Origin of the sequence: Tetzosporium hominis, assembly GCF_002265435.1 — a bacterium.
Classification (GTDB): Bacteria; Bacillota; Bacilli; order Bacillales_A; family Planococcaceae; genus Chryseomicrobium; species Chryseomicrobium hominis.
Genome location: NZ_NOKQ01000220.1, coordinates 53,633 through 77,926, shown reverse-complemented (window position 1 = coordinate 77,926; position 24,294 = coordinate 53,633). Strand labels below are relative to the sequence as shown.

The window sequence follows — 24,294 nt, the reverse complement described above, 5'->3', positions numbered from 1 at the left end:
TAAGAATAGAATTTCAGATGATTTTTTAGGAGTGTTGTCGATGTTAACGAAAGAAGTAGCGAATCAGATGGTCGAACAGACCATGATTCGACTGAGTCGGAATATCAATGTGATGGATCCAACTGGTCTAATTGTGGCTTCTGGGGAACCAATACGTCTTCAACAACTCCACGAGGGAGCTGCGTACGTAGGACGTACCGGGGAGACACTGGTCATCTCGGAAGAGGTAGCTGGTGACTGGCCAGGAAGTAAAGCTGGAATCAATTTACCGCTATTTTATAAAGATAAGTTGGTTGCTGTCATTGGCATTACAGGGAACCCTGGAGACCTTGAGTCTGTCGCCCCTCTTGTTCAGTTAACATGTGAACTGATGTTACACCAATCGATCGTGACTGCCGAATCTGAGTGGAACCGCAAATGGAAAGACGACGCGATTACAGAGCTATGGATTACTGGCGAGCTATCTCATGCGACTAGGGAGCGTATTGCGTTATCTCATATTTCGGTTGCAGGTCCTTTATGTTGCAGTCTATTCCGCGATACTTTAGGAAATACGAATACACTTCGAAGAAAATTAGAAGACTTTTTCGATTGGCCAGACAAAGTAATAGGAGTAGGTGTTAACGGCGAAGTAGTCGTTTTGACGAGTGGTTTAAGCGAGGAACGGTTGAAAGAGAAGTTTAAGCGACTCTTAGGACTTCTTCCCACTCTGCAAATTTCTGTTGGGAAGTGTGTAGATTCTTTAGAGGTTCTCGGAGAAAGCCTGCATGCATCTCAGGTTACTCAAGCCAATCAAACGACTCCCCTTGCTAGCTTTTCTGAGTTCGAACTCACTTATTTGCTGCATCAAGTACCGGAATTAGGCCGATCGCAATACAGTAGAACTTTACTTGCGTCTCTTGATGCCAAAGCTCTTGAGACGCTCGGAGCCTTGTTTGCTTCTGACTTGTCCATTCGTGGTGCAGCTGAAAGACTTGGGGTTCATCGCCACACGTTAAGCTACCGGATTCAACAAATCGAGGAGCTCACAGGATTGCACCCGCTGCGATTTGAAGATGCCGCGAGCTTATGGCTGGCTCTCAAGTGGCGGGATGTATGAATTCTCGGATTTGTTTAAAAGAATTTCAGATTTGCGGAATGGAACTTCAAATTTGCAGAAAAGAACCTAAGATTTGTGGAAAAGAACTTCAAATTTGTCGTTGAACAATCGCTCACCTTTCTTTCTAACAAAGAACCCCAAACCTTTTCGGTTTGGGGTTCGGCGTTCTTCACATCTAATCGAAATCGAGTTGCGAACGCCAGAAATCCCCATCAAAACCATTCACCCCAACCGAGGCAAAGAGCGCCTCAATTGGTGCGCCTGGTTTTGATGAAATTTCTAGAACGGCGTTCTTCACATCTAGTAAGTCATTCTCCAAACTTCTCCGAATACCAACGAGCCGCAGCTTGCTTAAGTGCCTCTTCCGGATGGTCAAGGGCATGATTAATTTCGCTTTCAGTCTGAGCAAGGAGGACGACCTCTTGGAACAGATCCGTTGCGTCTTCCACAGCATCATGCGCCGCACTGCCCGCAAACAACGTAACCGGTAAGCCTCTTTCCGCCGCAAACTTCGAGACTCCGTGCGGCCCTTTGCCCTCTAAGAACGTGTGCTGATCGAGGCGTCCTTCTCCTGTAATGACATGAGTGACACCAGACAGCGCGTTTTCCCAGCCAGAGCGTTTCAACACAAAATCAATACCGTGGTACCATTTTGTCGGGAAGAAAGCCTGAACGGCACCTCCAAGTCCTCCTCCAGAACCCGCTCCTGCTCTTTCGTGAAGTCGGACACCCGTATGTTTTTCGATGACGTCGGCTAGACGGCTTAATGCTGCTTCCACTACTGTCGTGTCTTCTTGCCTGACGCCTTTTGTCTCGCCGTAAAGGTGAGTAGCCCCTTGAGGCCCGATATACGGGATCTGCACGTCGCTAACTACTGCAAAGGTACATTCTTGAAGACGCGAATCAAATTCTTGGTCATCAAGGCTTTCGAGTTGCTGCAATTGCAACAAGTCTCCAGACATTTCGTTTCCATCACTGTCTAAAAATTTTAAGCCGAGCGCTCGTAGCATACCTGCACCACCATCGTTTGTGGCACTGCTCCCAATCGCAAGAATGAAGTTTCTATGCCCTTCGTCTAAAGCCGCTCGAATCAATTCTCCTGTTCCGTATGTCGAGGCAAGTCGAGGATTTTGTTCATGTTTTTTCACATAAGAGAATCCAGAAGCTTGTGCCATCTCAATTACACAGGTATGACGAGACAGGCCGGTCACGCCGTATTTCGCTTCAACCTTACGACCAAGTGGATCGTGAACCGTAGCGGTCTTATATGTCCCTTTTGTAGCGCTCATTAGAGCATCCAATGTCCCTTCCCCACCATCTGCTATCGGGAATTCAATGACTTCTAATTTTGGGTCGACAGATTGCAGGCCTTGCGCAATAGCGCGCGTAGCTTCTTGAGATGTGAGCGTGGTCTTCCAAGCATCTGAGCTGACGATGAATTTCATAGTTGGTTCCCCCTAGAATAGTCGTTTTACAGATGGACCGAATAGATAAAAATGCAAATCTTGCTTCTTTTCTTCTATACTTCGTGACAACCTTGCAATCTCCTGCTCGAGTGCTGTAATTTCTTCAATTGCCTTATCCACCCGTTCCCGAGAAATCTCTTCTCCGAGCTCCAAGTAATGAAGCTTTGCCTCTAACGCTTTCACTTGTTGATGACGCTGCATCGCTCCGGCGTAGCTTTTCACTTCTTTTTGTTTTAATTCTGTCAGTTGTCTTTCAAGCGTTTCTCTTCCCATTGCAAACATCCTCTCCTGTAAATTGTGCCAAACAAAAAACTCTTCCCTACGAGAGAGAAGAGTTGCATACGCACAATTTCTCCTCATCGTTCAGGTTAGACCTGTTGGATGGAGCACCTTACCTGATAGGCAGGTTGCTGAGACTTCGTAGGGCCAATTCCCTCCGTCTCTCTTGATAAGAAAAGAGTTACTGTTCAGTTGATTCTAGTATAGCAGAAAAAGGGGAGATTTCCCAGTATCATTTCGAGCGAATGTCATCTTCATCTGCATTTTTATGATTGTACAGTTCGTTGTCACCATCTTTATCCGCTGGATCTTCGCGATAGAAGAAAGGGTCACTATCAATTTTTTCTTCTTCTGTTAATGACTTTTCATCGCTTGGCATAGGAATTTTTCCGCTATTTTCTTTTTCCTCTTTGAACATAGAAAACGCCTCCTGAAAGATTGTAGTTTTTATTTAGTATTCCCTGATTCAAAATTTTAAAAACGACTACTTACCGAATGTGGCGTTTGGCATCGTCTGTTGCTCCAATATTTGCTCCGTGGACGCGATCTGCGTAAACAAAATAATGACCCTTCCCGATTTCCTCTACTACTTGGTCACTCTCATGCTTTTCAAAACCTAATCGCAATAAGACATCTTGTGTTGTATCTTCACCCTTAAAAAACGCAGCTGCAGCATCTAAAAAGCTCGACGGATCGGTTTGAATTTGCAAAGATGTATGTTCTTTGAGCCACTCGACCTGACGATCATTTCTAGCAAGGATAATGATCTCATCTTGTTCAAAATAGTCTTCTTGTAACCAAATCAGTCGTTGTTTTAGCGACTCCGCAGTAGTTTCAATCCAATAGGTTGCAGTTTTTGATACCATGATGCATCTACTCCTCTTTAAGTGAACAGCGATTTTGTTCTTTAAAGTTTCCCTCATTCAAGTCGCGACAAACTCAATCTTACAAAAATAGGAATTAAGACCGACATGAGCTTCGTTTAAATTTAGAACTACAGGGAAAGTAGAAATCAAGGAGGCGATAGGAAATGCCATGGACAAAAACGGATTATCCCGATTCCATGAAAAACTTAGACGCTGAAATACGGAATAAAGCCATTGAGATGGCGAACGCTATGATTGAGGATGGCATGGAAGAAGGTCGAGCTATCTCAATTGCTACAGCAAGAGCGCGAGACTATGTAAACGGGACAGATGATTCATCCAGACCTCACTATATAGTGAAGTGGAAAGAAGACGAATGGGTATTGATGAAAAAAGCAGGAGAACGCGCCATTAAGAAAGCTTCTACAAAAGAGGCGCTGCTTGAAGAGGCAAAACCATATGTAAATGAACAGGATGGGATTTTGACGGTGTATAAGGAAGACGGAAGTGTAGCGGATACTTTATATGACTAAGGAGCGGATCAAATGACGGAAAAATTAAAAGTAGGCATCATTTTAGGAAGCACTCGTGAAGGTCGAGTTAGCCCGCAGGTTGGAAAATGGCTCTTAGAAAAAGCAAACGAACGGCAAGATGCCCATTATGAACTGGTCGACATCAAGGACTTCGACCTTCCCTTCCTAGGAACCGAAGAATCTGAAGGGGTTAAACGATGGAATGACAAACTCGACTCACTAGATGCTTTTGTGTTTGTTGTAGCGGAATACAACCATAGTATGACGGGCGCTCTTAAAAATGCATTGGATAGCGCTAGAGAACCTTGGCACAACAAGTCCGCTGGTATCGTAAGCTACGGTTCAGCTGGTGGTACAAGAGCTGCAGAACATGTTCGACAAGTCTGTGCAGAATTACTGATAGCAGATGTTCGTGTTCATCCCGTCTTATCGTTGTTTTTAGATTTCGAAAAAGGGGAAACCTTCAAACCTCGTGACCTTCATGATAAAAATATAAAAGATATGTTGGATCAAGTGATTGCATGGGGCGGTGCACTGAAACCACTACGTACAAAGTAAAACAGTGGGCATGCTAATTTTAATTGAACATTCATTGTAAAAATTTACGTTTTTAGAGTGTGTAGGGGTGACTCCAGCGGGATTAAAAGCGGAAGCTGAGACCGAGGCTCAGCCCGCGCCCGTGGAACGCTTCCCCTACACGCCATATTTCACTAACCAAGAATTGACTTTCCTTATTTTGTCATGACCTTAGTAGGTTCCCCTAAAAATTTCATCATTTCTTCAAATTGTGACCTTCCAGTCTCTACCCCAAATTCATAAAGCGATGTCAAACGTTCTGGGTTTCTCTCCGCACGACTGATTTTAAAAGAATCCTCTGGTCGTATCACGAAGGCCTTACCTTGATCTTCCAAAGCTTCTACCCATTCCAACGTGTCGTTGTAATGCTTCCATCTTGTCTCCATCTGATGAACAAGACCGGGATATTGTTTATACATAAACTTACTAATCCCAGTAAAACGAGAAGGTGCTTTTCGGTATCCTTTCGGACGTGTCAAGATCACCACAGGCTTCTCAATGCCATCCTCCAATGCTTTCTTAAGCGGAATCGGATCCGCTATTCCTCCGTCCATCAAAGTCTTCCCTTGATAGTCTACTGGAGCCGCCATGAAAGGCAAGGAACTGGAAGCTCGGATCACTTTTAAAATCTCGTCTTTAGGAGCTCCCTTTTCAAAATAAATTGGTTTCCCACTATAACAATCTGTTGTTCCAATAATAAAGCGCTCTGGTGCTGCGGAGAAGGTTTCATAATCAAAAGGGACAAGTTCATTAGGCAATTTATCAAATAGCAGATCCATCCCGAATAACTCTCGTTTCGTTACTAAGTTCTTGAGAGAGATGTAGTCTGGATGCGTCACATAATCAATAGAAACTTTACGGTTCCTATCTCGCTGTCTAGCTGCGTAAGAAGATCCATGACATGCTCCAGCGGAGACACCGATGACATACGGGAAATAGTAGTCTTGCTCCATGAACGCCTCCAGTACACCACCCGTGAACACACCGCGCATGCCGCCCCCTTCTAATATCAAGCCTGCTGCTGTCAAATTGACCACTCCTTCTCAGTAGTTTTTCTACTTATTAGTATTCCGCAAAAGCAACTAGGAAGCAAATGGAATCTAATAATCATTTAATTCCTATTAAAACACTTTGAATTGGAATTTAAATACCTGACTTGGTATACTTACACTACTAGTATTAAGAAAGTAGGGACAGCTATGACGATATATCAAAGTATAACTGAGTTGATAGGCAACACACCTGCCGTCAAATTGAATCGCGTTGTACCGGAAGGCGCTGCGGATGTCTACGTGAAACTCGAGATGTACAACCCCACTAAAAGCGTCAAAGACCGAGCAGCTAATAATATGATCAAAATGGCCGAAGAACAAGGTCATATCCGACCGGGAGATACTATCATCGAGCCGACTAGTGGAAATACTGGAATTGGTCTTGCAATGGTTGCGGCAGCACGCGGATACCGCGCTATTTTGGTGCTCCCTGATAACAGTACGCAAGAACGGATCAATTTATTAAAAGCATTTGGCGCCGAAGTGGTCCTCACACCGCAAGATGAAAAAATGCCAGGGGCAATTAAAAAGGCACTAGAACTGAAAGAATCCATTCCTAATGCCTTTATTCCGCAACAATTTGAAAACACAGCAAATGCGGATGCACACCGAGGTACAACGGCACTTGAAATCTTAGAGCAGATGGATGGCAAGTTGGATGCTTTCGTCGCAACAGCTGGAACAGGTGGAACGATTACCGGTACAGGGGAAACGTTGAAACAGCATCTTCCTGACCTTTATATCGGCGTAGTAGAACCAAAAGGTTCTCCTGTTCTCTCAGGTGGAAAACCAGGACGTCATAAACTAGTCGGAACTAGCCCAGGGTTTATTCCTCCGATTCTCAACACAAAGATTTATGACGAGATTTTCCAGATTGAAGATGATCAAGCTGTGGACCTGTTCCGTCGACTTGCTCGAGAAGAAGGTATTTTTGTTGGTCCTTCTGCCGGTGCCGCCGTGTACGCAGCTATTGAAATCGCGAAACGCTTAGGTACTGGCAAAAAAGTTCTTTGTATTGCTCCTGATACGGGCGAACGCTACTTGAGCATGGGCTTGATTGAATAAGGTACAATCCGGGTATAAAATACGGTACGTTCATTTTGAAAGGAGACAACAACCATGTCAAAACGCATTTTAATGGTGCTAACCAATCATTCCGAACTACCAAACGGCAAAAAAACAGGAGTCTGGCTTTCTGAGTTCGGCGAAGCATTCCTTGCTTTCCAAAAAGAAGGTTATGACGTGACAGTAGCTAGTCCTCAAGGTGGCGAAATCCCAATTGACCCAACGAGTCTAGAAGGCGACGTGCCTGAAGAGATGTTGGCTACAAAAGAACACCTTCAAAACACAGAACATATTAATGATCAAAATCCCGAAGATTTTGATGGCATTTTCTTACCAGGTGGTCACGGGACGATGTTTGACTTACCGGATAACACGAAGTTACAAGAACTGATTCGCTCTATCTACGAAGCAGACAAACCAGTCGCAGCCGTATGTCACGGACCTGCTGGACTTGTGGGAGTCAAGCTTTCAAACGGAGACCCTCTTGTAAAAGGCAAAAAAGTAAGTGCATTTACAGACGCAGAAGAACAAGACACCGGCTTACAAGATGACATGCCGTTCCTTCTAGCTTCTAAGCTCGAAGAATTAGGTGCTCATCATGAAGCTGCTGCAAATTGGAGTGAAAAAGTGGTCCGCGATGGCCTATTAATCACTGGTCAGAATCCACAATCTACAGAAGCAGTAGCACATGCGTTTATAGATACATTAAAAGAGTAGGCAGCCGCCTACTCTTTTTAGCTCTATGTCGCGTGCAGGGGAAGCGTTCCGCGGGCGCGGTCTGAGCCAAGGTCTCAGCTTCCGCTTAGATCCCGCTGGAGTCACCCCTGCACTCTTTTTAAAAGTATCCATCTTTATAACTTTTACTGCCACAACCTGGTTACGTCCAGCGACCTTCTAAATCAAGTGCTCGGCGGATCTGTTCAAAATGATGTTCATCGTGCTCTACCAAGCCTGTAAAATAAGACTCCAGTGTGGTTGTGTTCGACCCAATTGTAAAAGGTTCTGTCCACTTAGCTTCTGGAACTGCAGACAACTCATCCACTAATTTTTTTCGAGTCAATAAAAACTCTTGAATCGTTTGGTCTTTTATCTGATTTCGCGCTAGTTCTGCAGATTGTGCATTGAATTGCTCAAATCCTGGATAGGGCTGCAAAGCTTCCCCATTTAAAATTGGATGCAGGCGATCTGTCAGGAAGAAACGATCCCATGGACCCAAGTGCCCTACCACTTCAGCAACCGTCCATTTCCCTTCCGCAATCGGAGAGCGCCAGTTGGCCTCTTCCCATTCCTTCATCCCTTCAATCCAATCCATTGATGCGCGAAAATGCGCTAAAATCTCAGCCTTGTTCACTTCGTAATCCCCCTTCAGTCAGTCTATCCTCAGTATACCCTGTGAACGAAAAAAAACGCCCGCACTAGCCTGTGCAAGCGAAACAAAATTAGGCGTGGGGAACATGAACAACGATTTGACCGTCAATAACTAGAGGTGTTGATTTCTTGTAAAGAATTTCTGGCTTTCCAAAAAAGTACCCTTGAAAGTACGTGTAACCAGAATCTAAGGCTCGCCTGTATTCTTCTAACGTTTCAATTTTCTCAGCAATACGTTTTTTTCCAGAACGTGTTGCCAATTTTTCTGTGCACTGCTGCCGGTTCATAGGGGCTTGAAAATCAATCTTGATATAATCGGCCACTCGAACTATTTCTGGTATCCCATGAATAGAGGCATTGCAGTTAAAATCGTCGAGTGCAATCTGATAACCTGCTTTTTTTAACTGTCGCAAAGACTTTAAAAGCTCTTCATCAAATTCAATGGTCTCTAGGACTTCGATAATAAGATTTCCCGGAGCCACATTCCATTGATGCGGTTGCGTTAACAGATCTCGAGTAAAGTTTACAAACACCGGAAGATTTTGACTCACAATATCCAATCCCATGACGTGATAGGCCGTATCTAACACTTGCCTAGTAGCTTCATTTGGGTCTTGTGCAGTGTAGACGTTTTCCTCACTATTTCGGTACAATAATTCATAAGCAACGACATTGCCTTGACGGTCCACTATAGGTTGCCTGGCAAGATAGTGGTTCATTTTATTCACCTCCGTCCATTTAAAGTTGTTAGTCGTATTCTACCATTTATTTACAGAATAATCAAACATTAATACCTTATTGCTTCCAATTCAAAAGTAAAATAGTCTCGGTTTTAAATTATTTTAATTCAGACCAATGGTAGAGAGGAATAAAATTAGGTTATGTCGAATAGACAAGAAAAGGGGAGGCTACATCATGACGTACGAAATTAAAGAAATTACAGATTTGAATGCTGTATCTGTTACTCATTTAGTAGAAGAAAGTGAACAGGAAGGCTATCGATTTTTGACTCGACTTGTGAAGCAATACGCTGATGGATCAGAGCTTTTCCAAAAGCCTGGTGAAGCATTATTTGGAGTTTGGAAGGAAGATGAACTTGTGGGCATAGGAGGCATCCTCCAAAATTCTTATTCAGATGACCCTTCATCAGGTCGTCTTCGCAGATTTTATGTACTAGCTGAAGAACGTCGTCATGGAGTGGGTACACTGTTACTTGAGGCTTGTTTAAACAAAGCCAAAGAATCTTTTAAGAGCGTTACATGCAGAACAGACTCTGCAAAGGCCGATGCTTTCTACCGTCAAAATGGGTTTGTGGCTGTCCACCATTCACCAGACACCACTCACCGTATCACTTTTTAAAAAACGAAAAAGACCTTTCCGATTTATCCTCAGAAAGGTCTTTTGTATTTTATAAACGTTTTCTTTCAAGCTGTAAGGCTTTCAATGTAGAAATCATCATCAAAATCATAATAAAGGAGAACGGCAATGCGGCTATAATCAATGCATTTTGAAGAGCCGTCAATCCATTTGCAGATAATAAGATGACTGCGATCGAAGACTGTGCAAGTCCCCAAACGATTTTTACAGAGTTGTCAGGATTCAACGAACCTCCAGTTGTTTGCATCCCTAATACGAAGGTTGCTGAATCGGCACTTGTAATAAAGAAAGTCCCAATTAGAACAATCGCAATGATGGAAAGGATTGTTGCAAACGGTAGCTCATTGAAAGTAGCAAACAAGACTTCTTCTGTTGCTAGTCCTGAAATGTCTGTCACTTTATCCTGAATTTCAATTGCTGTTGAACCAAATGCAGAGAACCAGAAAAAGCTGACAAGTGATGGAAGTAACAGGACTCCTGCTACAAATTCACGAATTGTTCGGCCTTTAGAAACTCGTGCAATAAAGATTCCGACAAATGGTGCCCAAGAGATCCACCAAGCCCAGTAGAAGATTGTCCAGCCATTGATCCAGTCACGTGAAGTCCCATCGAGAGGGGCTGCACGGAAACTCATGCGGACGATGTTTTGTAGATACGAGCCAAGTGTTTCTGTAAACATGTTGAAAATCAATAGTGTAGGCCCGATAATGACGACACCTACTAAAAGTAATATAGCAAGAACCATATTGGTGTTCGATAAATATTTGATTCCTTTGCTGAGTCCTGACCAAGCAGAAGCAAGGAACAACACTGTAACTACAGCAATAATAATGACTTGCAATCCGTAAGATGCTTCAATTCCAAACAAGTAACTCAAGCCGCCACTAATTTGAACAGCACCGAAGCCAAGAGTTGTAGCTACCCCGATCGCCGTTGCAAAGACGGCAAATACGTCGACGACGACACCCCAAGGTCCTAACATTTTATCTCCGAAGATTGGCTTAAGTGTTGCTGAAATTAATCCAGGTTCGCCTTTGCGGAACTGGAAGTAAGCGAGTGCTAAGGCAACAATCGCATAAATGGCCCAGGCATGTAAGCCCCAGTGGAAAAAGGTATAGCGCATAGAATCTCTGAATGCTTGATCAGTTCCTGTCTCTCCAGTTGGTGACGAAACAGCAAAGTGAGAAAGTGGTTCTGCAGCTCCCCAAAATACAAGTCCGATTCCCATTCCAGCTGAAAAGAGCATCGCAAACCATGTGGTTTTGGAATAAGCAGGACGATCTGAATCTTTTCCTAATCGAATTTTGCCGTATGGACTGACAATTAAAAACAAAGTAAAAACAACCATCAGACTTACGATAATTAAGTAGTACCAACCAAAAGTGGAGGTAATGAAAGCTTGCATATTTGCTGTAATCGTTTCAAAGCTCTCCGGTACTATTGCGCCAAAGGCAACTGTAACTAGTACAAGTGCAAGCGTAATCCAAAACACTTTAGTAACGTTTTTCATTTTCTTCCCTTCTTTCGTTTACTTTACACAATTCCCTACCCTACCTTAATTTTTTGTAAGGGTCAAGCCATGTACATTTTGCCCACATGAAACTTCTCCTCCTCTTTATCCGTAAACTACGTATAAAAAGGGGGAGAATTTATGGGTTTTTCAGATCCTATGTTTGGCTTTATGGATACGTTTGGAACGGTGTTTATTGTAGTAGTATTTGTAGCAGTTATTTCGGTATTCATTTTCGGAATTGGGGGTTTCATTAAAACGTGGTCAAAAAATAACAATTCGCCTCAACTTACCATACCCGCTACGGTTAAAACTAAACGTACAGAAACTAGTGGCGGCCATGGTGATTCAGCAGCAAGCACATGGTATTATGTGACCTTTGAAGTTCAAAGCGGAGACCGGATGGAACTTCCCGTCCGAGGACATGAATTCGGGCAACTCGCAGAAGGTGATTTAGGTCTTCTCACATTCCAAGGAACTCGATTTATCAACTTCGAAAGAAAAATAGAACCACGCACATAAGGTGCGTGGTTTACTAGTACACATTAAAATAACGAGCTTCTGGATGCGCAAATACCATGGCTGATACGGAAGCTTCCGGTTCCATCATACAACCATCTGTGAGCTCCACTCCAATACGCTCTGGCTGCAGGAGTTTCCATAACTTCTTCTGATCTTCAAGTTCTGGACAAGCCGGATATCCGAATGAAAAACGCTGTCCTTGATACTTCGTACGGAACAAGTCTTGGATACTCAACTCCACAGGGTCTGGGAATCCCCAACGTGTCCGCATCATCTCATGGACGCGTTCCGCTAACCCTTCTGCCGTTTCCAGTGCCAGTGCCTGAATCGCATGACTCTCCAAAAACTTACCTTGTTCTTTCAATTGCTGGGACCAAGCACGAATATCTTTACCAGCTGTCACTGTGAAAAATCCGACATAATCCATCTCCCCACCGACTGGCTTCAAATAGTCTGCTAAACACAGATGATCTGCTTTTTGCTGTCTCGGGAAATGGAATCGTTCGATTTCTCGGGTGGTGTCTTTTGAATCGTAGATGACGACATCGTCTCCATCTGACTGGGCCGGAAAGAACTGATAGATGGCAGAAGCTTGTAAAATCCCAGAAGCCACTGCTTGTTCAAACAAACTGTCTGTCAGTTCTTTTAAATTCACTGTCCGTTCATCTTTTTCAGCAAGAAGACGAGAAATCTTCCCTTTGATTCCTAAATGATGCCCTAACAGCATCTGCTGATTGATATAGGGATAGACTTGCTGGAGGGAGAACTCTCGCAAAATATGAACATCCAAATCTGTTGGTGTATAGACCTGAACATCTTTGCTAACTGTTGACTCCCCTGTGGTCTGAGGTTTTCTAGGAATCTCAGGTTCTGGTGTTTCTGTTCGCTTTTTTTGGTCTTCTTCATGGTGTTGTTCAATTTCCAGACGTCGCTCAGGATGCTGTAAATCATTGAACAGTTGCAGTCCATCCATCGCATCTTTTGCATAGAGAACGACCCCATCATATTCCTTCGCAATCTTATTGGCTGTAAACTTACGAGTCAATGCAGCACCGCCGACGACTACTGGAGTATCGATTCCCACAGCCTTTAAATCTTGTGCAGTGACCACCATTTGCTGTGCTGACTTTACAAGTAAACCAGATAGTCCGATAATGTCCGGTTTATGGACACGCACCTGTTCAATCAACTCTTGAGGAGTCACTTTGATACCAAGATCCGTCACGTCATAGCCATTGTTGCTCAAGATGATGTCCACTAGATTTTTTCCGATGTCATGAACGTCTCCTTTAACAGTGGCTAGGATGACTTTCCCTTTTGTAGAAGATACATCGGACTGCTCCATGTGAGGTTCTAAATAAGCTACAGCTGCCTTCATCACCTCGGCACTTTGTAGAACTTCTGCGACTATCAACTGATTGTCGTTGAACAGGCGCCCGACCTCTGCCATTCCTGCCATTAAAGGACCGTTGATAATATCAAGTGGTGCCTCATAGCTCTCAAGTGCTGCATCCAAATCCGAAATGAGTCCTTCTTTCGTTCCTTCGACAATGTAATAAGCTAATCGCTCTTCAACGGTTTCAGGAAGCTCCTGCACCTTTTCTTCTTTTTTCATACCTCGGTAAAACTCTGTAAAGCGAGCGAGCGTCTCGTCTGTCGTATCAAACAACAATTCTTCCGCCAGACGCACTTCTTCTTCGGGAATAGAAGCGAAGCGCTCTAGTTTCTCTGTATTGACGATGGCGTAATCTAGTCCTGCCTGTACACAGTGATACAAGAACACTGCATTTAAGACTTCACGACCAACTGGAGGCAACCCAAAGGATACATTGCTAACCCCTAAAATCTGCGGGCATAGTGGAAACTTCTCTTTAATAGCACGGATACCGTCAACAGTAGCTTTTGCTGATCCGATGTATTGTTCATCTCCGGTACCCACTGGGAACACTAGTGCATCAAAAATGATGTCAGACGGTGCGATTCCGTATTTTTCTGTAAGTAACTGATAGGATCGTGTAGCAATCTCGACTTTTCGTTCGGCAGAGACTCCCATTCCTTTTTCATCAATCGTCCCCACCACTACGGCACCCCCAAACTGATGCAACAGAGGTGCAATCGCTTCAAACCGCTCTTCCCCGTCCTCTAGATTGATGGAGTTGATGATGACTTTCCCTTGAGAGTACCGAAGGGCTACTTCGAGTACCTTCTCGTCGGTGGAGTCAATCATCAGAGGCACTTTCACTTTTTTTACGACTTGTTGGATGAAACGGTCCATGTCTTCCACTTCTTCGCGGTCTGGGTCTGCGAGACAAATATCGATGATCTGCGCACCGTTCTTCACCTGAGAACGGGCAATCTCCGATGCTTCTTCTAGCTTGTCTTCCTGGATAAGCCGTTTAAATTTCCTAGATCCAATCACGTTCGTGCGCTCTCCGACTAATATAGGGCGAGTTGTTGGGTCGTCATAAATAAAAGGCTCGATACCCGACACTTTGTGTTCTTCATGTGCTGTGAGAGGTCGAGGCGAGTAAGCTTTTGCCACGTTAGCCAGTGCTCGGATATGGGCTGGAGTTGTTCCACAACAGCCTCCCACTATGTTAAGCCAGCCTTTTTCTAAAAAGCCTTCCATCTTCGCTGCTAGCGATTCCGGCGTCTCATTGTAGTTCCCTTCTTCGTCTGGAAGACCTGCGTTCGGGTAACAGCTGACATAATTCGAAGCTAGAGCAGACAAAGAGCGCACGTGATCACGCATGAATTCTGGTCCCGTTGCACAGTTGAGACCTACTGCGAGTGGGTTCATATGTTCCAGCGAAATATAAAATGCTTCAATTGATTGGCCAGCAAGCGTCGTACCCATCGGTTCGATCGTCCCCGAAACTAAAATAGGTACTTCTTTTTGTTTAGCAGTAAACGCGCGTTTAATACCTAAGTTTGCGGCTTTGACGTTTAATGCATCCTGACTCGTCTCGACGAGCAACACATCCACTCCACCATCTAGTAGACCTTCTGCTTGGACTTGGTAATCCTCAGCAAGCTGGTCAAAGCTAATGCCGCCTGTTACTGAGAGTGTTTTGGTAGTCGGACCCATCGCACCAGCTACAAAGCGTGGATGGTCGGGTGTTGAATAGTCTTTAGCTGCACGGCGAGCGAGTTCTGCCGCTTGCTTGTTGAGCTCGTAAGCGAGGTGCCCAAGTCCGTACTCATCCAGTACCACTGGCGTAGCACCAAAGGTATTCGTCTCAACGACATCTGCCCCTGCTTCGTAATAGGCCGCATGAATCGATTCAATCAGCTCTGGACGGGTCTGAACCAAGTACTCGTTACATCCTTCGTATTCTTCTCCTCCAAAATCTTCTGCTGTGAGGTCAGCCTGCTGAATCATCGTCCCCATCGCTCCGTCAAGAACGAGGATTTTCTTCTGAAGTTGTGTTTCAAATGTAGAGCTGGTCATGTGATTCCTCCTGCTTCCGTGACGTGATGTAATGAATCAGTTCAAGTGACAATTCATAACGTAAAAATGGTGTGATGAGGTAGATACCATTGAATAGTTTGACGGCCTCCGCCACCAGTTCTTTCGTGATAGCCATTCCTTCTTCAAGTGCGCGTTTCGGATCTTCGCCCGCTTGACGCATCCGTTCTCTCGTGTCATCAGGTAACCGAATGCCTGGGACTTCATGATGCAAAAATTCCGCATTGCGAGAACTGAGGAGTGGCATAATCCCCACAAAGAAGGGACGGTCCACTTGTTTGGACGCTTCTGCTAATGCATGAAGCTGTTCGATTCCAAAGACTGGCTGCGTTATGAAGTAGTCGGCTCCCGCTGCAACCTTTTTCTCCAGTCTCTTAATAGAGGCGTCCATATGGCGGTAGTTCGGATTGAATGCAGCCCCAACGGAGAATCGAGTAGGACGCTCTAGTGATTTCCCAGAGAATGAGAAACCTTTGTTGTTTTGTTTAATCAGTTCGATTAGTTCTAAACTTGATAAGTCATAAACCGATGCCGCACCTGGAAAATCGCCAATTTTAGCAGGATCCCCTGTGATGGCGAGCAGGTCTTGAACACCTAGTTCATGTAGTCCCATCAAATGAGACTGTAACCCAATAAGATTGCGATCTCGACAGGTCAAATGAACAAGCGGGTTTGCCCCGTAACGCTGTTTGATGATGGCAGCCACCGCATCGTTTCCGACGCGTGGAGAAGCAAGTGGATTATCTGCTAGCGTCAGAGCGTCAGCTCCCGCTTTATGGAGGGCTTCGATTCCTTCATAAAATCGATCCGTGTTTAAATGCTTCGGTGGATCTAGCTCTACTAGAATTGTCGTCTCATTACGGACTTTTTGAAGGAGAGGTGATTCTCCAGATGGTTCCATAACTTTTCGAACTGCTTTATGTGGAATCGCCTGTTTCTCAGTAATCGGCGTCCGGTCCGTCAACCTCTTGGCCACAGCTTGAATATGTCCAGGAGTCGTTCCACAACAGCCTCCAATCAAGTGGACACCTTGCTGTCTTAGCTCTTGCGCGATATCGCCAAAGTAGGCAAACTCTTCCGCATACGTATAACGTCCTTCTTCTAACTGCGGGAGACTGGCGTTCGGATAGACAGAAAGCAGAGCCTTCTGCGGGATAGGAACCTGTTGGAGAGCCGTGAGCATATGGAAAGGACCCATACGACAATTGATTCCGACTACATCTGCACCGAGTTCTTCAAGTCTTGCGAGTCCCTCCGCAAGTGACCAGCCATTTTGAAGGACCCCTACCTCATGCATCGATAGTTCCGCAATGATCGGCAACTCGCATTCCTGCTTCGCAATCTGAACGACGGTCTCGAGCTCCTCAAAGTCGTAATACGTTTCAAGTAACAGGGCATCTACCCCTTCCATTAAGAAGATGTAAAGCTGTTCTCGAAAGCTACGTTTGATCTCATCGAGTGGGATGTCTTGTTTAATTCCACGCAGACCACCGATAGTTCCCAAGACATAGACGTCTTCTCCCGCCGCTTGTTTAGCTAGACGGACCGCTGCCGTATTGATAGCCTTTACCTGTTCCTGTAGACCGTAGCGCGCGAGCTTTACATAATTGGCCGCATACGTGTTCGTCTGGATAACTTCTGCTCCTGCTTCAATGTACTGCTCGTGGACACGCAGGACATCCTCAGGGTGCGAAAGGTTTAGCTCTTCATTACAATGATCGACTCCGTAGGAATATAACAGCGTTCCCATGGCACCGTCTGCAACTAACACGCGTTCTCTAAGTTGTTCAAGGAAGGGGCGCTTCATCGTGGAACACCTACCCACGCATCTAAAATCGTTTTCAGTTCGTGCTTCAAGTCGTCGCTATGTTCAATCCCTACAGAGAAACGCAGGAGTCGAGAACAGATTCCGACGCGCTCGCGCTCCGCTTTCGGAATATCCGCGTGAGTCTGTGTTGTCGGGTACGTGATAAAACTTTCTACTCCCCCTAGACTTTCGGCAAAAGCAATCAGCGTCAAGCGCTCTAAAAATGCAGGAACCCACTCCGATTCTTTCAAGCGAAACGACAGCATTCCACCTTTACCTGGATACAATACCGAATCGATGGCTGGATGTTCTGTCAAAAATGCCACAAGCAAGCGGGCATTCTCTTGCTGCTTCTCCACTCGAAGAGCCAGTGTCTTTAAACTGCGAACCAAGAGCCAACAGTCTAATGGACTTGGTACGGCTCCGATTGAGTTTTGGATGACCAGGAGCTGTTCACCAAGCTTCTCGCCTTTTGTGATAACTGCACCCGCCAAGACATCATTATGCCCTCCCAAATATTTCGTTGCACTGTGCAGCACGATGTCGGCACCTAATGTGATGGGCTGCTGAAGGATTGGCGTATAGAACGTATTGTCGACAATCAACAACAAGTCTCTTTTCTTCGCAATTTCCGAAACGGCTTGGATGTCCGTCTCTTTCATGAGTGGATTTGTGGGCGATTCGATGAAGATGGCTTTTGTCGCATCTGTCACAGCGTCTGAGATAGCGGAGAGCTCGGTGGTGTCTACGTATCGAAAGCGAAGGCCTGTCCGCTCCTCAAGCTGATGGAACAACCGGTAACTCCCTCCGTACAAATCCTCTGAGACGATCAGCTCGTCTCCTGTTCGGAACAATTGCAACACGGCATGAACGGCAGCCATACCTGAACTGAACGCAAACCCGTGGTCTCCGTGTTCCAGTGTTGCTAGTGCCTGTTCAAGTGCTGTTCGAGTCGGATTGGCCGTTCTCGAATAGTCATATCCTGTGGATTGCCCGATCCCAGGGTGAATATAAGCTGTCGATAGATGGATAGGCAGACTGACTGCTCCTGTTGCGGCGTCACTTCGGTTTCCTGCTTGCGCTAGTTGCGTTTCCAATTGATAGGTCATAGGTAGTTCCTCCTTGTAGTGGAGGGTATAGAAAAACGCCCTCTTATATAAAAATAAGAAGGCGTGTGTTGGATCTATCCCTCTTATCTGTCAGAGTCTAAACTCTGCTGGAATTAGCACCATACTGTCATGCAGCTGGTTGCTGAGATGTCATCGGGCCAGTCCCTCTATCTCTCGCGATAAGATGTTGCATATGAAATTAATTCGCTCGTCAAAGCTTTTTACCACTTTAACTCACTGAAGGAAGGACTGTCAACACAATTTTCTGACGAAAGCGTTGACAAGTTTGTGTTGTTTACGTAAACTGGGATTAACTACTTTGTATTACCAAGTAGCTATTTTTTCAACTCACTATCTTGCAATACAAACTAGCAAGGAGGATCAGCTATGACCGTTCGCAGTCAATTATTAAAAGGGTTTTTGGATGGCTGTGTGCTTGCCGTTATCGAGAAGCAGACTGTTTATGGGTACGAATTATCTCGGAAACTCCAAGAGTCGGGATTACCTGACGTTCCGGAAGGTACCATCTATCCCGTCCTGCTACGGCTTCAAAAGCAAGGCTGGATCGTCAGTGAGATGCGTCCTTCCGAATCAGGACCCAATCGAAAATATTACTCAATCACTCCACAGGGCGGGCAGGCACTGGCGCTGATTCGAAACGAGTGGGCATTGTTATCCGTCCCACTGGAACGATTACTAAAGGAGGAACCCTCATGAACGTACAAGACTTGATTAAAGAAAACAATGAAAAACGCGAACTACTGCATGTCCCGAACAAAGTGTACTATGAACAGCTGCTAGTTTACATCCGAACAAAGCTATCTTTGTCGGAGCAGAAGACAGAAGAAGTGTTGATGGATATGCTCGATCACTTGCTTGAAGCGCAAGCTGACGGGAAGTCTGCAACGGATGTGTTTGGCGACGATCCAAAAGCGTATGCAGATGACGTCATTGAACAAATTCCAGATGAAGAAAAGCGAGATATGGTTAAGTTCTGGGGACGCATGGCGTTTCAGTTGATTGCCTACTATTTCATTGCACGTGGCGTTATTTTATTTGCGCTTGATTATTTTAGTGAGTCTCCAGATACCCAGATCTATTTACTTCCGTCGCTCATCCAATTGGCTGTTATGATTGGTGTCGTATGGGTAGCTGTTCGTTTGCTAATGCGCCAGTTGAATAAGTCGGCTTTCAACGAAGAAACGAAAACAAGCCGTTGGAAAGAGTTTGCTGGTGCTGGTGCCGTAGGTGGACTTGGATTTGCCATCATCGCAGTTGTCAATTGGGTCCTACCGTACTTTGGTCCCTCAATGGACTTCCCACCAGCTTCCTCTATTGGGATTGGTGCTGTCTTGCTTTTAGTTTCATGGGTGTTAAAACGGACAGAGTGGAGTTCGTAAGGCGAACGCATTTGTAGATCCGACGGTGTTTCTATGGAATCCACTTACTACTTTAACAGCAAAAACAGGGTTCGCTCCTCGAGCGAACCCTGTCTCATTTTATTCTTTTAGCCGTCCAACTAAAATTGACAGATCCACGGTGACCGCGGTTACTTCTTGGGCTAGAAACTTTTCAACTTTCATTTCCTCTGCATTCCAAGTCAACGGTGTCATACCAATTAAGTCACGCCACTGCTTGTCATCCAATTCTTTTTGGTAGCTCACTGAAGAACTTCCGACGAACTCGAGTTCATTGGTAAACCGATTCTGAGCTTCTTCATTTTCAAACGTCTCTTTATCTGTCCCCGCATAAAAGAAGCTACGCAGTTCGTGTAGGTAAGCAGCATTTGGAATTACTTTTACAACGAAACCACCTGGTTTCAGTATACGTCTAAACTCTTGATGGTTCGCTGGTGACAAAATATTAAGGACCACATCAACTGAGGCTTCCTGAAGAGGCGATTTCGCAAGATCCGCTACTAACCAAACGACTTCTGCTGCATGATTCGTTGCCAGTTGAATGCCCTCTTTCGATAAATCGATTCCAATCCCTTGGCTTCCTGATAACCGATTCACAATACCTGCAAGATGCGTCCCTTCCCCGCACCCCATGTCTACGATTCGAGGCGAATCTTTCGCTTCTTTCGCAATCCATTCACCAATTTCTTCAATCAATGGTTCAAAAAAAGCTGTTTCCTGTAGCAATGTCTGGCGTGCCGTAAACAACTCTTTTGTGTAGCGACTTTTCGCTACAGTTCCTGCCAAATGCAGATAGCCTTGCTTGGCAACATCTACTGTATGACGGTTTGTGCAGGTAACGCCTGACTCGGTCAATTGTAGCTCTTGCTTACAGATAGGACATTGAAGAGCATCAATTTGGTGACTTAACCGCTCCATTGCACGTTGTTTTTTCGTAATCATGCGTCTCGCCCTTCCTGAACTAACTGATACTGTTTATTAAAAAGTGTTGGATAGGACAAGAAGCCAAGAGCGATACTCGTCACTGCTGCCGTAGTCAAAATTAAGAACACAATCAACAATTGAAACTGCACAGCTTGAGAAGTGTCGACTTTCCAGCACCAGAAGGTCCTACAAGAGTCGTGATTTTCCCTTTCGGTATCTGCCCAGAAATTCGTTGTAGCACTTGTTGTTCTCCTCGTTTCATGGAGACATCTTGAAAACTAATCGCCGCTTCTTGCATAGTCATCCCTTCCTTTTGATTCATATAGCATTAGTCTAGAGCTTCAGACGAAATTATGCTACTGTGGGAACCCTTCATGGTATAGTAAGAAAAAATTAGACTTTCTAAGGGGGATTTCGGATGTGTTTGATTGCCTTTCATCTTCAGCAGCATCCCAAGTATGCCTTCATCATGGCTGCCAATCGTGACGAGTTCTATGACCGTCCTACCGAACCCGCCCATTTTTGGCCGGAGCATCCCGAATTGCTCGCTGGCAAAGACCTGCATGCCGGTGGGACTTGGTTAGGCGTGACAAAGTCTGGCCGTATTGCAGCACTGACCAACTATCGCGACCCACTTAGCGTCCAACAGGATCTGATTTCTCGTGGGGAGATTGTTAAAGAATTTTTAACGACAGATACTTCAGCAACAGAGTTCATTTCTAAACTTGAACAACAAAAGACTTGCTACAACGGATTCAATCTCCTAGTAGGAACATTCTCAGACCTTCATTACTACAGTAATATGACGACTTCCGGTCATCCCATTCAAGAAGGGACCCATGCTCTTAGCAACAAGTTTCTAAATACTCCTTGGCCAAAAGTAGAACAAGCCCGAGAGCTGTTGAGTGACTATGTGGCAACATCAGAACAAGTATCTCACGATGTTTTGTTCACTATGATGCAACGGACTGACCAAGCCGCTCCCCACCTGCTGCCGGATACAGGTGTCGGCCCAGACCTTGAGCGTAAGCTGTCTTCCATGTTCATCGATATGCCCAATTACGGAACTCGCTGCACGACGATCATCACAGTGACTCACAGTGGTGTTGTAGAATTTCATGAACGGACCTATCATGAACGGCAGCAGATAGGAAGATCTGAATTTCACTTCCAGCTATAGAAAAAGCCGTCCTAACTAGAGAGTCACACTCCAGTAGGACGGCTTATTTTAATTCTGCGGAAGAGGCTGCTTAAAGCCTGATACATCTTCTTCTAATATAAATTCGGTACCTCGTTTCTTATTCCCGTAATAAAAGAACGCGAGTGTGATGAGAATCGCAGCAATCGCACCTACGATGTATGACACCGTCAAGGACTGGCCGAGACCCATCGTTGGCTCATAGACGATATAAACAAATACCATCGCTGTCATAAAGATAGCCGGTATTGTCGCAATCCAGTGGTTTTTAAACTGTAGGAACAAGTACATCGCCCCTACCCACAATGCAATCACAGCCGTCACTTGGTTCGCCCAAGAGAAATAACGCCATAACAAGTTAAAGTCAATTTGAGTCAATGCATATGAAATCACAAATAGTGGAATAGCAATCCATAGACGTTTAGAAATTTTAGCTTGTGCAATTTTAAAGTAATCTGCAATAATCATACGAGCTGCACGGAACGCTGTGTCACCAGACGTAATTGGTAAGATGATCACGCCTAGTATAGCTAGTGTTCCACCAATAGAGCCCATCATCATTAAAGAAACACTACTTACGACTCCAGCAGGTCCCCCTTCAGCAAGCATCTGAGAAAGTCCACCATAACCATCGAACAAGGCCATAGCTGCCGCTGCCCAAATCATCGCAATGATTCCTTCAGCAATCATCATGCCGTAAAAAATCTTACGTCCCTGCTTCTCATTTTGTGTTGTACGAGAAATGATCGGTGATTGGGTTGCGTGGAAGCCAGACAATGCCCCACATGTGATCGTGAAGAACAGTAGTGGGAAGATTGGTAAGTTGCCTGGGTGCATGTTCTGAAGCGTGAGTTCCGGAATTGATGCACCTGTAACGACCATACCAACACCTACACCTAATGCCGAGATAACAAGTAAAGCTCCGAAGAACGGATAAAAACGACCAATGATTTTATCGACCGGCAACAATGTAGCTAGTATGTAGTAAGCAAAGATAATGAATGTGATGATAGCAATACTGAACTTTGCATCCATTAAGTTATAAAGAAGCATCGCCGGGGAAGTTACAAAAACTGTTCCCACTAGAACAAGAAGTAACAAAGCAAAGACATTCACAATATGACGCATATGTTTTCCTAAGAAACGGCTTGCCAGCTCCGGTAAATGAGCTCCACGGTTTCGGATGCTGATCATGCCTGTTAGATAGTCGTGTACAGCCCCTGCAAAAATACAGCCCACTACAATCCAGATGAAGGCTACCGGCCCATAAAGCGCGCCTGCAATCGGTCCAAATACAGGACCTACACCCGCAATATTTAATAATTGAATCAATGAGTTTCGTGGTGTGGACATCGGCACATAATCGACCCCATCTGCATTGACATAAGCTGGGGTTGGGCGTTCTTCTTTCTCACCAAAAACCTTTTCGACATACTTTCCGTATGTAAAATACCCCACAATTAAAAGAAGAATCGAAACAAAAAACGTAATCATGGACTGCCTCCTCATTAAATTGTTTGAACAATTAGAATTTTACCACTCGTCTCCTAGTAACTCAAGACACGTTTACAAATTCCTCTTTATTCACTAAGACTTAGTAAGTTCTGGTGTCGGAACAGTCAGAAGAAACGGAATCTCAGAAAAATCGACAGTTTTCTGCTATACTAATTGGAAAATGATTTTTCAAGGAGCGTTAAAGTTTGTCAACTTCCCGTTATGTTTTGAGCTATGGCGATGCCTTTGTAGATTACATCGCCAGAACCCATGAAAATAAAGAGTTTGATTTGTACTTAGGTGGAGCCACTGTCAATGTAGCTGCAGGAGCAAGTCGTCTAGGACTTCCTTCTCGATTTATTACGATTACAGGCGATGACGAGGCCTCTGATTTTGTTCGTGCCCAAATGGCCGAAGAAGGTGTCGATTTGCAACACGCTGTATTTTCCCCAAATAAGCGCTGCACATCTGTATACGTTCACTTAACAGAAGAATCGGACCGCATCTTCGCCAACTACATCGATCCAACACCTGAAATTCAAGTGCTTCCAGAAGAACTAGAAGTAGAGGCCTTTGAACAAGCCGTAACGTTTCACTTTTGTTCTGGGACGATGTTTCATCCAACGGCTCTCGAAACGACTCGACGTGCTGTTCAGTTAGCTCGAGAAAAAGGTGCCTTGTTGTCATTTGACGTCAACGTCCGTCCCCTTCGTTGGGAAACAGAAGATCGATGCCGAGAGACTATCCTAGAATTCATGAGCCTTTCCCACATGGTGAAAATGACTCGAGAAGAGATGTACTTTTTGATGGAGACGGAAGAGTTCGAGTTAGGAATCGAACGCCTTCAGCAATTTGATATCCCTCTTGTTTTCTTAACAGATGGTGAAAACGGAACAATCTGTTTAGTGGATGGACAACAGATCCATGCACCAGTAACACCTGTCGTTCCTGTCGATACCACGGGTGCAGGTGATGCGTTCATAGCTGGTGTGTTGTATCATGTGTTCCATAATGGCTTTCCTGAAACGCATGCAGATGTATTAGAATGTGCTTCGTTTGGAAATAAACTAGGGGCTTTATGTGCCACGAAGCAAGGGGCTTTAACAGCAATGCCTCGCCTTGAGGAAATCGAAGAGTTGTAATGAAAAGACCCCAGGGGTTG

General features: G+C 44.9%; 25 protein-coding genes and 2 riboswitches. Of the genes, 11 read left to right on the top strand and 14 right to left on the bottom strand.

Annotated features, from left to right (window positions below):
* The first annotated feature begins 40 nt into the window (after positions 1 to 40).
* Positions 41 to 1,099 (top strand): CdaR family transcriptional regulator, encoded by a 1,059-nt coding sequence (locus tag CF394_RS10035; protein ID WP_094943395.1) that lies wholly within the window; start codon positions 41 to 43, stop codon positions 1,097 to 1,099.
* Between the two features lie 308 nt (positions 1,100 to 1,407).
* Here the strand turns inward: CF394_RS10035 and CF394_RS10030 are convergent, their stop codons facing one another.
* From CF394_RS10030 to CF394_RS10015, 4 genes are all read right to left on the bottom strand, one after another.
* Positions 1,408 to 2,544: a glycerate kinase gene (locus CF394_RS10030; protein ID WP_094943394.1), complete on the bottom strand. Its 1,137-nt coding sequence runs from the start codon at positions 2,542 to 2,544 to the stop codon at positions 1,408 to 1,410.
* Between the two features lie 12 nt (positions 2,545 to 2,556).
* Entirely contained in the window at positions 2,557 to 2,838 is a 282-nt protein-coding gene (locus CF394_RS10025) for a hypothetical protein (protein ID WP_094943392.1), read from the bottom strand.
* A gap of 80 nt (positions 2,839 to 2,918) precedes the next feature.
* Positions 2,919 to 3,020, bottom strand: a riboswitch (SAM riboswitch).
* 56 nt (positions 3,021 to 3,076) lie between these two features.
* Entirely contained in the window at positions 3,077 to 3,262 is a 186-nt protein-coding gene (locus CF394_RS10020) for a hypothetical protein (RefSeq protein WP_094943391.1), read from the bottom strand.
* 70 nt (positions 3,263 to 3,332) lie between these two features.
* A complete protein-coding gene (locus CF394_RS10015; RefSeq protein ID WP_165767530.1) occupies positions 3,333 to 3,710 on the bottom strand; it encodes a general stress protein in 378 nt (125 codons plus the stop codon).
* 164 nt (positions 3,711 to 3,874) lie between these two features.
* On the opposite strand from CF394_RS10015, the gene CF394_RS10010 reads away from it, so the two are divergent.
* Positions 3,875 to 4,243: a DUF2188 domain-containing protein gene (locus CF394_RS10010; RefSeq protein ID WP_094943387.1), complete on the top strand. Its 369-nt coding sequence runs from the start codon at positions 3,875 to 3,877 to the stop codon at positions 4,241 to 4,243.
* A 12-nt stretch (positions 4,244 to 4,255) separates the two neighbouring features.
* Complete coding sequence (locus CF394_RS10005) at positions 4,256 to 4,801, top strand: NADPH-dependent FMN reductase (protein WP_094943386.1); 546 nt, start codon at positions 4,256 to 4,258, stop codon at positions 4,799 to 4,801.
* 173 nt (positions 4,802 to 4,974) lie between these two features.
* On the opposite strand, the gene CF394_RS10000 is transcribed toward CF394_RS10005, so the two are convergent.
* Positions 4,975 to 5,847 (bottom strand): patatin-like phospholipase family protein, encoded by an 873-nt coding sequence (locus CF394_RS10000; RefSeq protein ID WP_279327654.1) that lies wholly within the window; start codon positions 5,845 to 5,847, stop codon positions 4,975 to 4,977.
* Positions 5,848 to 6,018: 171 nt separating this feature from the next.
* Between CF394_RS10000 and cysK the strand changes: the two genes are divergently transcribed.
* Both cysK and CF394_RS09990 read left to right on the top strand, forming a co-directional pair.
* Positions 6,019 to 6,936 (top strand): cysteine synthase A, encoded by a 918-nt coding sequence (cysK, locus tag CF394_RS09995; protein WP_094943384.1) that lies wholly within the window; start codon positions 6,019 to 6,021, stop codon positions 6,934 to 6,936.
* Positions 6,937 to 6,990: 54 nt separating this feature from the next.
* Complete coding sequence (locus CF394_RS09990) at positions 6,991 to 7,653, top strand: type 1 glutamine amidotransferase domain-containing protein (protein ID WP_094943383.1); 663 nt, start codon at positions 6,991 to 6,993, stop codon at positions 7,651 to 7,653.
* 160 nt (positions 7,654 to 7,813) lie between these two features.
* Here the strand turns inward: CF394_RS09990 and CF394_RS09985 are convergent, their stop codons facing one another.
* Positions 7,814 to 8,287 (bottom strand): DinB family protein, encoded by a 474-nt coding sequence (locus tag CF394_RS09985; RefSeq protein WP_094943381.1) that lies wholly within the window; start codon positions 8,285 to 8,287, stop codon positions 7,814 to 7,816.
* 88 nt (positions 8,288 to 8,375) lie between these two features.
* Positions 8,376 to 9,023, bottom strand: a complete 648-nt coding sequence (locus CF394_RS09980; protein ID WP_094943380.1) for an EAL and HDOD domain-containing protein — start codon at positions 9,021 to 9,023, stop codon at positions 8,376 to 8,378.
* 196 nt (positions 9,024 to 9,219) lie between these two features.
* Between CF394_RS09980 and CF394_RS09975 the strand changes: the two genes are divergently transcribed.
* Positions 9,220 to 9,663, top strand: a complete 444-nt coding sequence (locus tag CF394_RS09975) for a GNAT family N-acetyltransferase (RefSeq protein WP_094943378.1) — start codon at positions 9,220 to 9,222, stop codon at positions 9,661 to 9,663.
* A 49-nt stretch (positions 9,664 to 9,712) separates the two neighbouring features.
* Here CF394_RS09975 and CF394_RS09970 read toward each other — a convergent pair whose 3' ends face one another.
* On the bottom strand, positions 9,713 to 11,191 hold the full coding sequence (locus CF394_RS09970; RefSeq protein ID WP_094943377.1) for a glycine betaine uptake BCCT transporter: 1,479 nt from the start codon (positions 11,189 to 11,191) through the stop codon (positions 9,713 to 9,715).
* 141 nt (positions 11,192 to 11,332) lie between these two features.
* On the opposite strand from CF394_RS09970, the gene CF394_RS09965 reads away from it, so the two are divergent.
* Positions 11,333 to 11,713, top strand: coding sequence for a DUF2500 domain-containing protein (locus CF394_RS09965; protein WP_243370787.1), 381 nt, complete (start codon positions 11,333 to 11,335; stop codon positions 11,711 to 11,713).
* A gap of 13 nt (positions 11,714 to 11,726) precedes the next feature.
* On the opposite strand, the gene metH is transcribed toward CF394_RS09965, so the two are convergent.
* The 3 genes from metH to CF394_RS09950 are packed head-to-tail and all read right to left on the bottom strand — an operon-like array spanning position 11,727 to position 18,098.
* Positions 11,727 to 15,164, bottom strand: a complete 3,438-nt coding sequence (gene metH / locus CF394_RS09960; protein WP_094943375.1) for a methionine synthase — start codon at positions 15,162 to 15,164, stop codon at positions 11,727 to 11,729.
* Positions 15,145 to 16,989, bottom strand: coding sequence for a bifunctional homocysteine S-methyltransferase/methylenetetrahydrofolate reductase (locus CF394_RS09955; RefSeq protein ID WP_094943374.1), 1,845 nt, complete (start codon positions 16,987 to 16,989; stop codon positions 15,145 to 15,147). The genes metH and CF394_RS09955 overlap by 20 nt, the downstream gene beginning before the upstream one ends.
* Positions 16,986 to 18,098 (bottom strand): methionine biosynthesis PLP-dependent protein, encoded by a 1,113-nt coding sequence (locus tag CF394_RS09950; RefSeq protein ID WP_094943372.1) that lies wholly within the window; start codon positions 18,096 to 18,098, stop codon positions 16,986 to 16,988. Before CF394_RS09950 ends, CF394_RS09955 begins: the two co-directional genes overlap by 4 nt.
* A gap of 80 nt (positions 18,099 to 18,178) precedes the next feature.
* Positions 18,179 to 18,284: riboswitch (SAM riboswitch) on the bottom strand.
* A 201-nt stretch (positions 18,285 to 18,485) separates the two neighbouring features.
* On the opposite strand from CF394_RS09950, the gene CF394_RS09945 reads away from it, so the two are divergent.
* Positions 18,486 to 18,815, top strand: a complete 330-nt coding sequence (locus CF394_RS09945; RefSeq protein WP_094943371.1) for a PadR family transcriptional regulator — start codon at positions 18,486 to 18,488, stop codon at positions 18,813 to 18,815.
* Positions 18,812 to 19,498: a DUF1129 family protein gene (locus CF394_RS09940; RefSeq protein WP_094943369.1), complete on the top strand. Its 687-nt coding sequence runs from the start codon at positions 18,812 to 18,814 to the stop codon at positions 19,496 to 19,498. Before CF394_RS09945 ends, CF394_RS09940 begins: the two co-directional genes overlap by 4 nt.
* A gap of 99 nt (positions 19,499 to 19,597) precedes the next feature.
* Here CF394_RS09940 and CF394_RS09935 read toward each other — a convergent pair whose 3' ends face one another.
* The gene (locus CF394_RS09935; RefSeq protein ID WP_094943368.1) at positions 19,598 to 20,458 is read right to left on the bottom strand and encodes a methyltransferase domain-containing protein; all 861 of its coding nucleotides are present in this window, start codon (positions 20,456 to 20,458) and stop codon (positions 19,598 to 19,600) included.
* 112 nt (positions 20,459 to 20,570) lie between these two features.
* A complete protein-coding gene (locus CF394_RS09925; RefSeq protein WP_243370819.1) occupies positions 20,571 to 20,702 on the bottom strand; it encodes an ATP-binding cassette domain-containing protein in 132 nt (43 codons plus the stop codon).
* Positions 20,703 to 20,858: 156 nt separating this feature from the next.
* On the opposite strand from CF394_RS09925, the gene CF394_RS09920 reads away from it, so the two are divergent.
* The gene (locus CF394_RS09920; RefSeq protein ID WP_094943364.1) at positions 20,859 to 21,620 is read left to right on the top strand and encodes an NRDE family protein; all 762 of its coding nucleotides are present in this window, start codon (positions 20,859 to 20,861) and stop codon (positions 21,618 to 21,620) included.
* 48 nt (positions 21,621 to 21,668) lie between these two features.
* Here CF394_RS09920 and CF394_RS09915 read toward each other — a convergent pair whose 3' ends face one another.
* Entirely contained in the window at positions 21,669 to 23,132 is a 1,464-nt protein-coding gene (locus tag CF394_RS09915) for a carbon starvation CstA family protein (RefSeq protein WP_094943363.1), read from the bottom strand.
* Between the two features lie 206 nt (positions 23,133 to 23,338).
* On the opposite strand from CF394_RS09915, the gene CF394_RS09910 reads away from it, so the two are divergent.
* Complete coding sequence (locus CF394_RS09910) at positions 23,339 to 24,274, top strand: carbohydrate kinase family protein (RefSeq protein ID WP_094943361.1); 936 nt, start codon at positions 23,339 to 23,341, stop codon at positions 24,272 to 24,274.
* Positions 24,275 to 24,294 lie beyond the last annotated feature (20 nt).

What these genes read in the sequence shown, in the direction of transcription:
- CF394_RS10035 (WP_094943395.1), top strand. Translation starts at nt 41, where the DNA reads ATGTTAACGAAAGAAGTAGCGAATCAGATGGTCGAACAGACCATGATT.
- CF394_RS10030 (WP_094943394.1), bottom strand. Translation starts at nt 2,544, where the DNA reads ATGAAATTCATCGTCAGCTCAGATGCTTGGAAGACCACGCTCACATCT.
- CF394_RS10025 (WP_094943392.1), bottom strand. Translation starts at nt 2,838, where the DNA reads ATGGGAAGAGAAACGCTTGAAAGACAACTGACAGAATTAAAACAAAAA.
- CF394_RS10020 (WP_094943391.1), bottom strand. Translation starts at nt 3,262, where the DNA reads ATGTTCAAAGAGGAAAAAGAAAATAGCGGAAAAATTCCTATGCCAAGC.
- CF394_RS10015 (WP_165767530.1), bottom strand. Translation starts at nt 3,710, where the DNA reads ATGGTATCAAAAACTGCAACCTATTGGATTGAAACTACTGCGGAGTCG.
- CF394_RS10010 (WP_094943387.1), top strand. Translation starts at nt 3,875, where the DNA reads ATGCCATGGACAAAAACGGATTATCCCGATTCCATGAAAAACTTAGAC.
- CF394_RS10005 (WP_094943386.1), top strand. Translation starts at nt 4,256, where the DNA reads ATGACGGAAAAATTAAAAGTAGGCATCATTTTAGGAAGCACTCGTGAA.
- cysK (WP_094943384.1), top strand. Translation starts at nt 6,019, where the DNA reads ATGACGATATATCAAAGTATAACTGAGTTGATAGGCAACACACCTGCC.
- CF394_RS09990 (WP_094943383.1), top strand. Translation starts at nt 6,991, where the DNA reads ATGTCAAAACGCATTTTAATGGTGCTAACCAATCATTCCGAACTACCA.
- CF394_RS09980 (WP_094943380.1), bottom strand. Translation starts at nt 9,023, where the DNA reads ATGAACCACTATCTTGCCAGGCAACCTATAGTGGACCGTCAAGGCAAT.
- CF394_RS09975 (WP_094943378.1), top strand. Translation starts at nt 9,220, where the DNA reads ATGACGTACGAAATTAAAGAAATTACAGATTTGAATGCTGTATCTGTT.
- CF394_RS09970 (WP_094943377.1), bottom strand. Translation starts at nt 11,191, where the DNA reads ATGAAAAACGTTACTAAAGTGTTTTGGATTACGCTTGCACTTGTACTA.
- CF394_RS09965 (WP_243370787.1), top strand. Translation starts at nt 11,333, where the DNA reads ATGGGTTTTTCAGATCCTATGTTTGGCTTTATGGATACGTTTGGAACG.
- metH (WP_094943375.1), bottom strand. Translation starts at nt 15,164, where the DNA reads ATGACCAGCTCTACATTTGAAACACAACTTCAGAAGAAAATCCTCGTT.
- CF394_RS09955 (WP_094943374.1), bottom strand. Translation starts at nt 16,989, where the DNA reads ATGAAGCGCCCCTTCCTTGAACAACTTAGAGAACGCGTGTTAGTTGCA.
- CF394_RS09950 (WP_094943372.1), bottom strand. Translation starts at nt 18,098, where the DNA reads ATGACCTATCAATTGGAAACGCAACTAGCGCAAGCAGGAAACCGAAGT.
- CF394_RS09945 (WP_094943371.1), top strand. Translation starts at nt 18,486, where the DNA reads ATGACCGTTCGCAGTCAATTATTAAAAGGGTTTTTGGATGGCTGTGTG.
- CF394_RS09940 (WP_094943369.1), top strand. Translation starts at nt 18,812, where the DNA reads ATGAACGTACAAGACTTGATTAAAGAAAACAATGAAAAACGCGAACTA.
- CF394_RS09935 (WP_094943368.1), bottom strand. Translation starts at nt 20,458, where the DNA reads ATGATTACGAAAAAACAACGTGCAATGGAGCGGTTAAGTCACCAAATT.
- CF394_RS09925 (WP_243370819.1), bottom strand. Translation starts at nt 20,702, where the DNA reads ATGAAACGAGGAGAACAACAAGTGCTACAACGAATTTCTGGGCAGATA.
- CF394_RS09920 (WP_094943364.1), top strand. Translation starts at nt 20,859, where the DNA reads ATGTGTTTGATTGCCTTTCATCTTCAGCAGCATCCCAAGTATGCCTTC.
- CF394_RS09915 (WP_094943363.1), bottom strand. Translation starts at nt 23,132, where the DNA reads ATGATTACGTTTTTTGTTTCGATTCTTCTTTTAATTGTGGGGTATTTT.